12 protein-coding genes are annotated in these 14,709 nt (G+C 54.3%); 9 read left to right on the forward strand and 3 right to left on the reverse strand.

Annotation, left to right across the window (positions count from 1 at the left end; genetic code table 11):
- The first annotated feature begins 800 nt into the window (after positions 1 to 800).
- On the forward strand, positions 801 to 1,571 hold the full coding sequence (locus tag D8896_RS18295) for an IclR family transcriptional regulator (protein ID WP_121823555.1): 771 nt from the start codon (positions 801 to 803) through the stop codon (positions 1,569 to 1,571).
- Positions 1,572 to 1,575: 4 nt separating this feature from the next.
- Here the strand turns inward: D8896_RS18295 and D8896_RS18300 are convergent, their stop codons facing one another.
- Positions 1,576 to 2,820, reverse strand: a complete 1,245-nt coding sequence (locus tag D8896_RS18300) for a saccharopine dehydrogenase family protein (RefSeq protein WP_121823556.1) — start codon at positions 2,818 to 2,820, stop codon at positions 1,576 to 1,578.
- Positions 2,821 to 2,946: 126 nt separating this feature from the next.
- Between D8896_RS18300 and D8896_RS18305 the strand changes: the two genes are divergently transcribed.
- Positions 2,947 to 3,357, forward strand: a complete 411-nt coding sequence (locus D8896_RS18305) for an EamA family transporter (RefSeq protein WP_121823557.1) — start codon at positions 2,947 to 2,949, stop codon at positions 3,355 to 3,357.
- Between the two features lie 6 nt (positions 3,358 to 3,363).
- Here D8896_RS18305 and D8896_RS18310 read toward each other — a convergent pair whose 3' ends face one another.
- Together D8896_RS18310 and D8896_RS18315 are read right to left on the reverse strand one after the other, a co-directional pair.
- The gene (locus D8896_RS18310; RefSeq protein ID WP_121823558.1) at positions 3,364 to 3,849 is read right to left on the reverse strand and encodes a Rieske (2Fe-2S) protein; all 486 of its coding nucleotides are present in this window, start codon (positions 3,847 to 3,849) and stop codon (positions 3,364 to 3,366) included.
- Positions 3,846 to 4,946, reverse strand: coding sequence for an amidohydrolase family protein (locus D8896_RS18315; RefSeq protein WP_121823559.1), 1,101 nt, complete (start codon positions 4,944 to 4,946; stop codon positions 3,846 to 3,848). Before D8896_RS18315 ends, D8896_RS18310 begins: the two co-directional genes overlap by 4 nt.
- Before the next feature lie 619 nt (positions 4,947 to 5,565).
- On the opposite strand from D8896_RS18315, the gene D8896_RS18320 reads away from it, so the two are divergent.
- From D8896_RS18320 to D8896_RS18350, 7 genes are all read left to right on the forward strand, one after another.
- The gene (locus D8896_RS18320; protein WP_121823560.1) at positions 5,566 to 7,554 is read left to right on the forward strand and encodes a CocE/NonD family hydrolase; all 1,989 of its coding nucleotides are present in this window, start codon (positions 5,566 to 5,568) and stop codon (positions 7,552 to 7,554) included.
- Positions 7,555 to 7,922: 368 nt separating this feature from the next.
- The gene (locus D8896_RS18325) at positions 7,923 to 9,428 is read left to right on the forward strand and encodes an ABC transporter substrate-binding protein (protein ID WP_162991648.1); all 1,506 of its coding nucleotides are present in this window, start codon (positions 7,923 to 7,925) and stop codon (positions 9,426 to 9,428) included.
- Between the two features lie 45 nt (positions 9,429 to 9,473).
- Positions 9,474 to 10,457, forward strand: coding sequence for an ABC transporter permease (locus tag D8896_RS18330; RefSeq protein WP_121823562.1), 984 nt, complete (start codon positions 9,474 to 9,476; stop codon positions 10,455 to 10,457).
- 1 nt (position 10,458) lies between these two features.
- Positions 10,459 to 11,364 (forward strand): ABC transporter permease, encoded by a 906-nt coding sequence (locus tag D8896_RS18335; protein WP_121823563.1) that lies wholly within the window; start codon positions 10,459 to 10,461, stop codon positions 11,362 to 11,364.
- Entirely contained in the window at positions 11,364 to 12,389 is a 1,026-nt protein-coding gene (locus tag D8896_RS18340) for an ABC transporter ATP-binding protein (RefSeq protein ID WP_121823564.1), read from the forward strand. The genes D8896_RS18335 and D8896_RS18340 overlap by 1 nt, the downstream gene beginning before the upstream one ends.
- Positions 12,386 to 13,729, forward strand: a complete 1,344-nt coding sequence (locus D8896_RS18345; RefSeq protein WP_121823565.1) for an ABC transporter ATP-binding protein — start codon at positions 12,386 to 12,388, stop codon at positions 13,727 to 13,729. Before D8896_RS18340 ends, D8896_RS18345 begins: the two co-directional genes overlap by 4 nt.
- Positions 13,719 to 14,705 (forward strand): tetratricopeptide repeat protein, encoded by a 987-nt coding sequence (locus D8896_RS18350; protein ID WP_121823566.1) that lies wholly within the window; start codon positions 13,719 to 13,721, stop codon positions 14,703 to 14,705. Before D8896_RS18345 ends, D8896_RS18350 begins: the two co-directional genes overlap by 11 nt.
- Positions 14,706 to 14,709 lie beyond the last annotated feature (4 nt).

Genomic DNA, 14,709 nt, shown 5'->3' on the forward strand with positions numbered 1-14,709 from the left:
TCACCCTGAACAACTCGAAGGAGATCGAGATGGCACAGGGGCTGTCCGCGGACATCAAGACCGAAGGAGACGATTGAGCGGGGAGGACCGCCGGTAGGCGTGTCCGAACTGCGATCGCTCCTTCGTAACGAGTGACGACTAAGCGGCGAGGATCGCGGAGCGTATCCGTGCCGTAGTCGCACTGTTTTTCCCCCTAACGACTGAGCGGGTATTACTACGAAGTGGGCAGGAACAGTGATTGGGTACTACTCGGTGACTGCTGAAAGCACTTGTATCAAGTTTGTGTATGATATTTAGTATCAATTAATATAGGAATAGAAAGCGCTGTCTTCGTTCTCGAACGGCCCCTTCCATGGTCGGGGCCGGTTATACTCGCATTCAGTACGCAGAAGATGTTATGATAGCACTTGACCGAAATTGCCCAGCCTGCGGCGCACCGACGCAGAATGTTGGTGGCGTGGAAAGCTGTACCGAGTGCGTATGGTTGTATCCACAGGGAGCTGATTAACTGTCATTGAAACAGATGGAAGCGCGTGTTCTAGATCTCATGTACAGATCAGAGCCGATCGAAATAGAGCAGATTGTAGCCCGGATTGATGCTCATCCATTTGTGGTCGAGAAATGTTGTATGCATTTGTTCAAAACTGGTTTTGTCACTACGAACAGCCCAGGCGTGTACAGGTTGACCTCGAAAGGATATCGAAGATGTGAGAATACTGTTTGATCACAGTAATCATAGTCCGAGGACCCAGTTCGATATATGCGAACCTTTACAATAACATGAGCTAAAGACCGTATTCATGGGGCCACAGGCAAACCGACCGATCAAAGCCCTCCTGAAGATGGAGGAGATACTGAACGATGTCCATGAACACGACGATGCGACTGTCACTGCCGTGGCTGACCGACTTGATCGCCCAAAAAGTGTAGTTCATGACTATCTCAGTACATTGGAACAGCTGGAGTACATCGTGAATGACGGGGGGAACTACAGCTTAAGTCTTCGCTGGTTAGATCGGGGATGTAAAGTTCGAAATCGGGTCTCCATCTACGATCTTATTCGGCCGGAACTCAGACGGTTAGCACAGGAATTGAGTAACGAGATGGTCAGCTTTGCTGTCGAAGAAGAGGGCACTGTCGTCGCTCTAGAGGTCATTCAAAGCCGAGAAGATATCGAATACGAGACAAATCCAGGAATGCGGTTTCCGATTCATTGTTCGGGCTCGGGAAAGGCTATTTTGGCCCATCAACCCGAGGAGCGGGTCGATGCAATCATCGAACGACACGGCCTCCAGAAATTCACCGAGAAAACCATCACGTCGCGTGCGGAACTTTTGAACGAGCTTGAGCAGATTCGGAATCGTGGTGTGAGCTACGAGTATGGCGAATATCATCCGGGAATGGCGACGATATCGGCACCGATACTTTCCCCAGATGATACCCCACTCGGGGGGATCAGTATAACCGGCCCAGAACAACATATGACGGACTCTGATGTCAAATCATCTCTTAGTAACAAACTCTTATCAAAAGTAAATATCATGGAGTTGAACTACAGCGGGAGGAACTGATTCGTTATTGCTCCCCCGCTGGTATTGCTCCGGCTGGTAGCGTTTCAGGACGTAGTTCGAAACCCCGTGATTCCATCGCTTCGAAGTACCGATTCGGATCAAGTCCGCTCGTCTCCGTGACAAAAACGCCATCGGAACCGACTTCGTCGTCGGCCATCAGTTGGAGAGTTACCGATAGGGGTACGCCGACGTAACAACCGTACTCCCGCATCAACGTGATATCGTTCCCGTCGAAGAATGGGAACGGTTGCTCGAAATGATACACTGCCTTGTCTTCCGCCCCATCGACCGTCCCGGTTACCTCAACCGAGAGGATCGTCTGTGGGGTCCACTGAGTTTCCGGTGATAGCTGTTCTGGCGGTCGCCACTCCGTCTCCCTCCCCTCTGTTTTGATCTGTTGTTGGAACACCTCGAGTGGATCCACTTCGACTCCCTTGATCTCGATCGGATCCGCATCGAAAGCGTTCATTGCATGCAACGTCTCTTCGTACTGCCGCCATTCAGGATGCCAAACGCCACGAGTCACCACGCGGTTGACGTCCGTTTCGCGGGCGACCGGCGCTTTGGGAAACGTGACGGGTTCAGTGTGGGTGATAAGATACGTCTCCTGTTCCCCCATCGGTTCAGGGAACTCGAAGTCACGAGGTTCGCCAAATGGTGGGAAATCTTTGATGATTTCACCATCCTCGTAGACGATTCGTTCGTCGACGTTCGGATCATGTTCATACGTAACGGTATCAGTGAGTCCAGGCGTCGTCTGTGTGAGTAAACGCCACATCCCCCAGTAGAAGTTGACAGTGTCAACATTGTCGAAGTGATCACAGGCGAGCATACCAAGGGCGATTGTACTTACGAGACCCCCGTTTGCGAACCAGAGTGAGTTCCCGGTGTCAGCGAGCGTCTCCGACTGCCCAAGTACCTGGTCGAAGTCGAATGCGTTCAGATCAACCCCGGTAATACCACCGACCGATTCGATAGCAGTGAGAACATTCTTCTCGAATTGATATGGGAGTCCGTTCACCAGATAGTCGGCATCAGCAAGGATACGTTCGATGTCCTCTGCATCGGTTGCGTCGACTGGTTCGAACGAGAACCGATCATCGTCGATGAGTTCTAATAACCGCTTGGCGTTCGTGTCATCAGCATCGGCCACGACTATTTCCTCGAATTCGCTGTGCTTGTGCAGATCGTAAACGCAGGACGAGGTCATCGCTCCCGATCCGCCTAGCACGACGGTCTTGTCAGCCATAAGGCAGTATAACAGTACTCATGGAGTCAATTGAGTATTGCGGTTAAATATGGTCAAGAGTTACGTATGGATGACATCTATGTTCGAAGCCAATTTTAAATCAGCGCACTTCATAGGTGTAGATCGATGGGTAACTACCTCGTGTACGCAGTTTCGGCAATGGCACTCTACGCAGGTTGGGCGTTCTTCGCGAAGCTCGCTACGGACGTGATCCCGCCAGAACAGAGTGTTATATTCACTTACGTGAGCAGTATACTGATTGTGTCTGGGTACTTCTTCGCAAGCAACACGCCAATGGAGGTAGAACCGCGTGGAATCGGGTTCTCGTTACTCGCCGGTGTCCTGATCGGAGCCGGCACGCTAGCCTATTATATAGCTCTTGACACCGGATCCGCGACAGTCGTCACAAGCATCAGCGGCATGTACATCGTTGGAACAGCGATCCTCGGGATGATCTTTCTGGGAGATACACTCAGTGGGACCAATTTCGTCGGAATCGCCTTCGCGGTTGGTGCAGTCGTCCTCCTCGCGCAGTAGCACCCGTTACAGGTAGACGACGACAGTGTCGTGTTCGACTTCGACATCGTAGGTGTCTACTGGAGGTTCACCATCGACTTCGCTGGTCTCACAGCTGGAACACGGGGGGGAGCCACCAGCGGCCTCTGCAGAGCTACCGCCACGAGCCTCGCCAGTGGATTCCACCGTTGTCTGGAACGTTTTTGCTTTCACCGAATGTGGGTTGAACACCGACTCACCCGTCGTAACATCGAACTCCCATCCGTGCCAGGGACACTGCACGATTTGGCCGTCGGCTGTCCACTCGTACTGGCCGGGCGCAGTTGATTCGGTTGTCCCTGTCAGTTTCCCCTCACAGAGAGGTGCACGCTGATGGGGGCAGTCGTTTTTTAGGGCGTGGTACTCTCCGTCGATATTGAACACCCCTATTGAGATTCCATCGAGTGTCGTGATGACACGGTCTCCCGGGGGGAGTTCGGAAGTCGGACAGATCTCGAATCGCTTCTCAGTCATTGGTTGCGTGGTAGGTCCCAGAGTTCCATCGCGTTTTCATATCGAACAGCACGTTCGACCGAATCTTCCATCGGTGGTAGCCCCCAGGTGGGATCATCTCCGTCCCAGTGAGGGTAATCGCTGGCGAAAACGAGCATCTCGTCGGCGTGCATCATATCCAGAATCTGGTTGTGCTGTTCCGGCGTTTCGGGTTCCTCAATCGGTTGGCTCGCGAACCAAACGTTATCGCGGATGTACTGACTGGGACGCTGCTCAAGCCAGGGTGCTTGGGAACGAAGCCCTTTCCAGTTTTTGTCAAGTCGCCACATGAAGTGCGGAAGCCATCCGTAGCCCCCTTCGATGAACGCCCAGCGGAGATCCGGGTACTCAACGAAGACGCCTTCAGTTACGATACTCGCTAGCTGACCCATATAGTATGCGCCGAGAAGAGTATGCCACTCGATGTAGGAGTTCGGATGTCCTGCGCCAGTGGGAGCGTTACTGGTCCCATGTCCTTCTGAAAACGGATGTACCGCTATCGCGAGATTCATTTCTTCGGCAGCTTCGTACATAGGCCAGTACTGAGGCCGACCATAAGGGACCTCAGCTCCACCCGGAATCATCACTTGACGGATCTGCGGATTGTCACCGTACTCCCGAATGAGTTCCGCGGATTCCTCCGGTGCTTTCGGTGCCACGTATAGCGAGCCAAGGAACCGATCGTCGACCGGGAGGCAGTCGTTGACAAGCCATTCATTGTACGCACGTGCGAGTTCGACGGCGTAGTCCCGGTTCGGAAGTGCGGCTAAATTGAACCATGAATTCCCCGTCAGCATTCCGTAATCGATGTTGTTCTCGTCGAGATGCGTGCTTGCTAACTTCTCTAGATCTGTACCGGGTTTCGTTCCGTCGTCCGCAACGTCCTCTTGCCGAAAGAAACCGCCAGGGTTCCGATACAGGAGCGTTGGGGCAACGATCCCGTCGTCCTTGTACCGCGGTGGTAGATATTGAGTTATCTCCTCGTCATCTGCCCAGCGCTGGTGGATGTCTGCATCCACAAGCGAGATCTCGTTGCTACTGGCTGAAGATTCCGCTGGTATCGTAGTGGTGTCTGTCATGTTCGCAATGCTGGCTATTTTTCCTGTTAGTATAAACGTTTCCACTAAACTGATGATCGCACCCAAATTCCGTCGGTATAGTCGTGAGTGCAGCCATTCTGGGTCACAGATTAGAATTGTCGCAGGATGACCCGAATACGATATTCGATATTTGGGAACACTGAGTTCTTGATCTCAAGCTTCCGCTTCACTGTTACTTTGACCATGGAACCAGGTCGGTGAATAGCCCAGAGATATCCTCCCAGAATACGTCGAATATCCGAAGGAGTACCTTGTTCAACCACTTTGACCGGTAGCTGGGATCGCCTAACTGTTCTCATTTCCCGAACGGGGAGATCAGATGTAGGTCTCTGGTGGTGTTTTACAGTGATATGGTTGTAATGCAGTCTCGAAATCTCCTGTATAGTTATTATATTTACTATATATTATATGTATTTATACCCCACAAGATAATCTGGAGATCGTTTTAGCGGTATTTGTACGGATATATCGAACACGAACATTGCGGTAGTAGTGGAGTATCTTGTGCTGAAAATCCGGCCGACAAATAGTTTTAAATAGACGTATTCGAAACATCCGCTCGTAACGCGAAAGCGTATAGAAGGGTTCGATCTTCAGCATGACAAATACTAATGTACGCTCCGAGGTCCGCCGACATACGGATCTCAAAATTCCAGTTGGCTCTGAGCAGGTAACTGCGACGCGGTACGAACCAGTTGACACCGACGGGCCGTCACCGGCCTTGTTGATGTACGTACCGTATCACAAGGATGATTGGATTACCTATGGTTCATACGACCCGATAAACCAGTACCTTGCCAGCCGTGGATACGAGGTTATCGTAGCCGATATGGTCGGTACAGGAGGTGCAACCGGTGATATTGACGAGATGTTCGTCGCGGCAAGAGAGGGGGATGAGGCGGCCGATATAATCCGGTGGTTGGCTGACCAGAGCTGGACAACCGGGTCGGTCGGCATGTACGGGAAATCATATGGCGGAATAACCAGTCTTGCAGCGGCTGCACGACAACCGGATGCTCTCGAGGCGATCGTCCCGATCGAGACTCCGTACATGGGCTATCGAAATAGCTACACGTACGGCGGGCTCCACGAACTCTTGACGATCGGGATGGATTGGCTGGCGTTGATGCAAATTCTGGACGTGAAACCACCGAGTAGACGAGACGCAAACGGTGACTGGGCAGATACGTGGGGTAAACGACTCGAACACGTCCGAACGCGGAAGCCGTGGCTGTTCCAGTTTTTCGACCACGAGCGAAAGAACGAGGAGTACTGGGGGGATAAGGATATCTCGGTCGATAAAATCGACGTACCGACGTTCGCTGTCGGTGGATTCCGGGATCCCTACGCGATGGATACCGTGGACTACTTCGAGCAGATCGATGCACCGAAGCGACTGCTCTTTGGTCCGTGGCGTCACACGATGCCACACCGGGGCGTCGAGGAGGCGATCAATTTCCGAGAGCAGGTGGCGGACTGGTTTGACTACTTCCTGAAAGAGGAAGGAGCGGATCCTCTGGATCAACCGACTGTCCAGACGTGGACGGAACTCGATGGAACCGGATCAAACGGCGAGTGGGAAGCGTTGGAAGAGTGGCCTACGCAATCCAGCATGCCAGATGGCTACCGCATGCAACAGTTCGATCTGACTGCTGATGGGGTGGAGCCGACTGCCAACCACGAAGGCGAGGCGCTCGTAACGGAGTACGAGTTTGACCAGACAGTCGGCCTCGAATCCACGATTCCGTATCGGTCGCCCGTTTCGACGCAGGACACGAGTGCCGACGATGCCAGATCGCTCTGCTTCGAAACGGAGCCACTGGAGAATGCAATCAAACTGACGGGGTCAGGGTTGGCGACAGTTCGATTGCAGTCGACATCTGCGGATCCGACAGTGACGGTCCGTCTCGTCGACGTTGCCCCGGACGGAACTGCCCATACCGTTACGGTCGGAGCGCTTCGTGCTAAACGGAGGAACGGCCTCGACGCCGAAGACCCGCTCGAGGAGGGGAGAGAATATGAAATCGAGGTGCCGTTGAATCCGAAGTCACACGTCTTCGATGCCGGTCACAAACTCCGGGTGGCGATCTCCGCGTCGTATTTCCCCTTCACGAAACCGACTGGAGAACATGGCTCGTTCGTCATTCGGTCATCACCCGATAACCCATCACATGTCCAGCTACCAGTTGGGGCTCAAAGGGACACAGATCGGATCGAAATGGCCGACCCTGTCACGTCACCAGCACCAACGCCGCAAACGGACGGTCACTCGGATGTCTCTTGGGAAACCGCCCGGGAGCGGACGACCAATACTGGGAAAGTGACCAAGGACTTCGAGAACACGTTGAACCTTCCGCACGTGCGCATCCATGAGTCCGGCACGTACGAGGCGTCAGTCGAGAGCGACGATCCATCGAGCTGGAACGCGGTCAACGAGCTGACGATGACGATGGAATACGACGAGGAAGTTATGGAGATACACGCTGAGAACCGACTGTCGGAGACGATTCTGGAGATGCAAACAACGATCACACGGGACGACACGGAGCTATTCGACGAGACGTGGACGCGGATAGGGGGTGAGTAAACGGCCCGACTTCTGTCGCTGTCCGGTGAGGACCCAACCCAAGTTTTGGTGTGGTTAAATTTTCAGTTCGAGAGCTACGGTGGTCCAGGGGATTCTGAGTCACATTGGTATGGAAGAAAGTACTGGATTTAGAAAATACTAAATAGGATCAGTATTCTTGTTATGCTATGCCATCTACTGGCAAGGGTGAGGCTTTGCAACGGCGATCGTTCCTGAAAGTTACTGGTGGAGCGGTAACCGCTGGAGCGGGATCCGTTTTAGCAGGCTGTACCACCTCGAGTAACTCAGGTAACACGAGCGAAGATACGGAAACTGCGACGAAGTCAGCCCCCTCCCAGCAGCAACGAGGCGGTGAGCTCGTCGTGGCGATGACGACCGACATCGAAACTCTCCATCCCCACAAGGTCGCCAAAACGACCGACATCACGATGGTCGAAAACCTTGGGAACTCCCTCTACAAGGTAGACAGCAACGGGGAGATCCAACCCGACATCGCGGCGGAGATGCCGGAAATCTCTGATGACGGGATGACCTACACGGTTCCGCTCCGTGAGGGTGTCATGTTTCAGGACCCGTACGACCGCGAACTCACTGCCGAAGACGTAGTTGAAAACTACCACCGTATCCTGGATGAGGAGTACGGCGCGTACGGACGCGGGAACTACGTGGGTATACTGGTCGGTGAGGATATCGATCCACAGAACACGGTGCAGGCGACCGGAGAGTACGAAGTAACGTTTGAACTCGCGGAACCGTACGCTCCGTTCCTGGTCAAGCAGGCGTCGATGTCGGCGTTTGGCTGGTTCACCATCGTGCCGATGGAAGCTGTCGATGAACACGGGCGAGATTTCGGTGCGCTCTCGAACGGCGTTTGGTCAACTGGCCCGTTCAAATACAATCCCGATGAGTCTGTATCGGGGTCCGAATACGTCTTTGACAGAAACCCGAACTATTTCAAGACGGACGAGGAGGGGAACCAGCTTCCATACGTCGACAGGCTTGTCTACAAGCCGATTCCTGAGGCCAGCGTTCGAAACACTCAGATCAAGTCCGGCGACGTACACGTGAGTGAGTCCGTTCCGGCAACGCAGATCAGCTCGGTTCAGAACTCGGATGTCGAGGTCCGTGAAAAGGCAAGCACGGCCCGGATGAGCCAGTGGCTCAATATCGTGAACTACGAGCCCACCTCACAGAAGTCGGTTCGGAAGGCGATGATGCACGCGATGAACCGTGAGGCCATCGTCGAGACGAAGTTCGACGGACACGCCACGGTTTCGGATGGTCTCTTCCCATCTTGGCATTGGGCATACGACGATGAATCTGCCGTTACGTACGATTCCGACGTTGGCAAAGCCGAAAGCCTTCTCTCCGATGCTGGATATGGAGACGGGTTCGAACTGAAGTGTGAACCGGAGAACCAGCCGAAGTACGTCGACGTGGCAACCATTCTCCAGCAGCAGTTCCAGCAGGTTGGTATCGATATGTCAGTCGAGCCTGTTTCGAAGACAGCAGCTTGGGAACCAATTAACAGTGGGCCGGCAAACTCGGATTGGCACTCCCTCATTGGTGATTACACTTGGGGCTTCTCGGCGGACGATTACGCGTACAGCACGTTCCACTCCGACGCGGCGTTCAATTACACCCACTACGCAAATGAGGAGGTGGACGAACTCGTCGAAGAAGCGAGAACGGTAACCGGCCGGGATGAACGGAAAGAGCTATACAGCGAAGTTCAAAACATCGTGACAGATGATATGCCCAAGCTGTTCCAGCTCTGGACGAACGTCATTCAGGGACATCGATCGAACGTTCGGAACTACCGGGTGTGGCCGTCAGCGTATCTCGGACTTGAGGAAGTCTGGGTCGATGGCTGAATGGACTGCGTGGTAAACGAATAGAAACCAACGGCTCAACCACCAATGTCTGGTAACAACCAATTTGTAAACTATCTCATCAAGCGGGTCCTCTTGGGGATTCCAGTTTTACTGGGCGTTTCGATCGGGGTGTTTCTCCTGATCAAGCTGACGCCGGGAGACCCAGTTAACGCGATCCTTCCCACGCAGGCCCGCACTCCGGCGAACGTTGCACAGGTGCGAGCACGGCTTGGGCTAGGTGAACCGCTTCACGTCCAGTACTGGTCGTGGCTCACGAACGCTATCCAAGGTGACCTCGGGTACTCGTACAATTTGGGTCAACCGGTAACCGATCTGATCCTGTCCCGAATCTGGCCAACAGCCCAGTTAGCGCTGATCGCCTTCCTCGTGGCGTTGTTCATCGCAGTCCCATCCGGTGTCGTGAGTGCGGTGTACAAGAATACGTACGTGGATCACATCAGCCGGATCTTCGCGTTCATCGGGATCAGTGTTCCGGCGTTCTGGCTCGGGATCATGATCATCCTGGTGTTTGCGTTATTCTGGCAACAGCTGTTCGGATTCGGATTGATACCAGCAGGTGGTTACGTGGCACCCGGCGACAGTCTCGTCGAATGGATCCAGTACGCCGCTGCACCCGGAATTACGCTGGGAGTTGGGTACGCTGCCTTGACCGCCCGGATGACGCGTTCGACGATGGTTGACGTGTTGAACGAGGAGTACGTCAAGACAGCACGCGCCAAAGGAGTCAAAGAGACGGTTGTCGTATCGGTACACGCGTTCAGAAATGCACTGATTCCGATCGTGACCGTTCTGGGAATCCAGATCGGATTCCTCTTCAACGGGTCAGTCGTCGTTGAACAGGTGTTCCAGTGGCCGGGTCTAGGCCGCCTCCTTTATCAGGCAGTTGTCGCGAAGGACCTGCCGTTGATCCAGGGAATCATCCTGTTCATCGCGACGATCTTCGTCATAGCGAATCTCATCGTGGACCTCCTGTACGCGTACCTCGACCCACGAATAAAGTACGATTAACATGTCCAGCACTACTATCGATAGAACGACGATATCCGAACCGATTCGGGAGCGTTACAGCCAGTTCAGACAGACGTATTACCAGTTGGACACCAGCGCGAGAATTTCGTTCTGGATAGTGTTTGCAATCGTCAACACCGCAATCTTCGCGCCGATACTGGCACCCTACGACCCCGCGGCACTCCACTATGACGCATCACTTCAGGGGCCGTCAGTCGCACATCCACTCGGAGCGGACCTGCTGGGCCGGGACATTCTCTCCCGACTCATCTTCGGAACACGAGCCTCGCTCGCAGTGGGAGTCATCGCCGTTGGGATGGCGATCCTCATCGGTGTCCCGCTCGGGAGCATCGCGGGTTACGTTGGGGGCTGGACTGACGAAGTTATCATGCGATTCATGGACGTCATCATCTCGATCCCGGCATTAGTGTTGGGGCTGGCGATTGTCGGAGCGATCGGGGCCGGTATCGTCAACGTAATTGCGGTCGTCGCAATCGTGTACTCGCCGCAGTACGCCCGTATCATTCGCGGAAGTGTACTCTCGGTGAAGGAGGAGGAGTACGTCGAGGCGGCGAAAAACACGGGGCTCGGAAAGGTCTCGATCCTGGTCAAACATGTCCTGCCGAACTCCTTCACCCCTGTTATTGTCCAGGGGACGTATCACGTGGCAACGGCGATCATCCTGGAAGCATCGCTGTCGTTCCTCGGGCTTGGGGTTCAGCCCCCCCGACCCACCTGGGGAATGATGATCGCAAGCGGAAGACAGTATTTACCCGGTGAATGGTGGATATCAGTGTTCCCGGGTATCGCAATCATGATAACGGTACTTGCATTCAACATACTCGGTGATGGCCTACAGGACGAATTCGATCCGCGGTCGGAGACCGAAACTGGAGGTGGTGCCTGATGGCGTCAACGGGAGATAACACGACTCAGTCCGAGGCCGACCGCGTCACGCAAAACGAAGACGCGTTGCTGTCGGTCCGTGGCCTCGAAGCTAGGTTCGATACGGACGAGGGGCCGGTTCGGGCAGTTGACGGCGTCTCACTCGAGATCGAGGAGGGCGAAATCCTCGGCATTGTCGGGGAAAGCGGGTGTGGAAAGAGTGCCACTTCCCTCTCGATAATGCAACTCCTCGAATCGCCGGGATACGTTCACGGAGGTGAGGTCAAATTCAACGGAATGGATCTCGTGAGCGCATCGACGGAAGAGCTCCGGAATATCCGGGGCAACAATATCTCGATGATATTCCAGGAACCGATGTCGGCTCTTAATCCGGTCTTCGACATCGGGTGGCAGGTCGGAGAACCACTTCGCGTTCACGAGGACATGAGTGAGGCCGCCTCCCGGGAGCGCGCGCTGGAACTGATGAAGAAAGTCGGAATTCCGAGCGCAGAGGACAGGGTTGATTCGTATCCCCATCAGTTCAGCGGTGGAATGGCCCAGCGAGCGATGATCGCGATGGCACTCGCCTGTGAACCGGATCTACTCATCGCGGACGAGCCGACGACGTCACTTGACGTCACGATCGAGTCACAGACCCTCGATCTCATCGAAGAACTCAACGAGCAACGGGACATGGGTGTCCTCCTTGTTACGCACAATCTCGGTGTGGTCGCACAGGTGTGTGACCGGGTCGCCGTCATGTATGCTGGTCGGATCGTCGAATATGGAGATGTCGAAGACATCTTCCACGACCCGCGACACCCCTATACGCAAGGACTTCTCGACTGCGTTCCCGACCCGCGGGAGACGGACGTGTCGCCAACGTCGATCGAAGGAGACGTACCCGATCTCTCCGATCCGCCAGCAGGCTGTAATTTCGCGCCACGGTGTCAGTATGCAACTGAGGAGTGTACACAAACCGATCCACGTATGCAAGAGGTCGGGGATGACCATTACAGCGCCTGTATTTGGGAGGACCCACAATGACTGATGCTCCTCTACTCCGACTCGATGGGCTACAGAAATATTTCTACGAGAATGACGGGCTTTTGACCCGCTTGAGGCCTGATCAAGAGGTAAAGACCGTGCAAGCAGTCGACGGTATCGACTTAGCAGTCAAAGAGGGAGAAACACTCGGGTTGGTCGGCGAGAGCGGCTGTGGTAAGAGTACGCTTGCCCGAGCCCTGTTGCGGCTCATTGAGCCTACGGCCGGCAGTGTCTACTACAGGGGTGACGACATCACGGAATTCAGCGACCGAAGGCTTCGCTCGTTCAGGAGCGATGTACAGATGGTGTTTCAGGACCCCTTCTCGTCGCTCAACCCACGGTACACTGTTCGAGAGACTGTCGTCGAACCGATGCAGGTGCACGACATCGGCGACTCGAGCGAGGACCGTGAACAGCGTGCAAAAGAACTCATCGAGCGGGTCGGTCTCGATAGCGACCATCTCGACCGGTATCCACACGAGTTCAGCGGCGGACAACGGCAGCGCATTTCGATCGCACGGTCGCTCGCGGTAGAGCCACAGCTCATTGTGGCCGACGAACCGGTATCGGCCCTTGACGTAAGTGTCCAGATGCAGATCCTGAATCTTCTCAAGGAACTGCAGGATGAAATGGGGCTCACGATGCTGTTCATCTCACACAACCTCTCTATTATCCGTCAGATCTGCGACCGTGTTGCAGTCATGTACTTGGGTGAGATCGTTGAACGAGCGGAGACGAAGGACCTGTTTGAGGATCCAATGCATCCTTATTCAGAGGTTCTCGTCTCGAGTATCCCGATTCCGGATCCCTCCGTGGACCGCGAAAACATCACGCTTGAGGGGGAAGTCCCGACACCGATAAACCCACCCTCCGGGTGTCAGTTCCATCCCCGGTGCCCGAAAGTGATACCCCCAGACGAATGGTCGCACAGCCAGGAGCTCTGGCGACGGGTACTCCGACTCAAATCCGCGCTAGATAACGGCGATGTTCGTCTCCAAGCGTTCAAATCGGGTACAGGAGACGGCGCTGGGACTACCTCAGAAGACGAAGTGAAGGACGCCATTCTCGAAGAGTACGTGCTTCGGACAAACGTTGATGGATTCGATCCTATTGAGCTCCCGACCGATGTCGAACGGACACTCAACGAAGCACTCGATGGACTGTTCTCCTCTGACGACCCGGCCGAACTCCTGGACCAATCCTACAGTAGTGTCTGTGAAGATTCGGTCCCGGTGGAGTTCGATGACGGTGAGAGTCGGACCGTCAGCTGTCATCTTCATGACGAAGGGCTGAAGCACGGTCAGCAACTGACTACGACTGTGACTGCTGATGAGTACTGAATACACCTACAACGATTCAGTGGGGTCTATTCTCGTTAATGCAGTAGCCGATATAGCGCTAGATCAGAATGCGCTCCTCTCGGACGACACCTCGCGGACCGTCATCTCGGAGGCCTATGAGACAGCACTTAGGCCTGACCAACGTGACCAATTCAAGACGGCACTCCGAGAGGTACAGGCGGACCAACAACAGGCGGAGGTAGACGATATAGTTGATACTAGTATCGCTGAAGTCTCGCAAGCGCTGATCCAAAACGATGTGAAGCTAACCGTGGAACATACGGTTACGATCGAATTCGATCAGCGTGAAGCATGGCTTTATCGCGTTATCCAGAGCGGTGACCCAGTGGGTATAGAAGCTCTCGAGCTCTCTCCGGACGTTCGTCGGGAGATCAAACAAGGCGTCGATTCGTTGAATGCAGCCGATCCAGAGTCCGCTGCTGAACGGTTCACAACTGCTATCGGGAAGGGCACGACGACTGACGACAAGGTTACGTCACGAGTTCTTGCAGCGTGGGCAAATTATCTCGCTGGGGAACCTGAGCGGGCTCTCGACTTCGCTGAGGAAGCACTCCATCTCCATACTGGATCGTTTACAACTCGGCTCGTGATTCTGCTCGCGGACCACAATTCAACCGACCATCAAGAGCAGAACGAGCTCAACTCGAAACTGTACATAAGAACTCAAGCAAATGTCGAAACTGAAGGTGGTATTCAGATCGAAGTCTTTGGGTCCGATACTGGTCGGCAGATTACATCGAATACGGGCTATATTCCGCTATCATGGATCGAAAGCGAAACACGGATCCGGTTTACGCTCTCCGGCTACGTCGACTCATTCCCGGAACTTCACGCCTATTACCTGGCTCTGGGACTCGTCGATGAAGATCGAGGAATCCCGCGAAGCGTTGAGAAAGTCTTTGCCGAGGGCCCGGATTCTGCTGTGAGTACCGAAACGGTCCGATTCGAGACGTAGCGAT

It is taken from the genome of Halostella salina (genome assembly GCF_003675855.1).
Lineage (GTDB): Archaea > Halobacteriota > Halobacteria > Halobacteriales > Natronoarchaeaceae > Halostella > Halostella salina.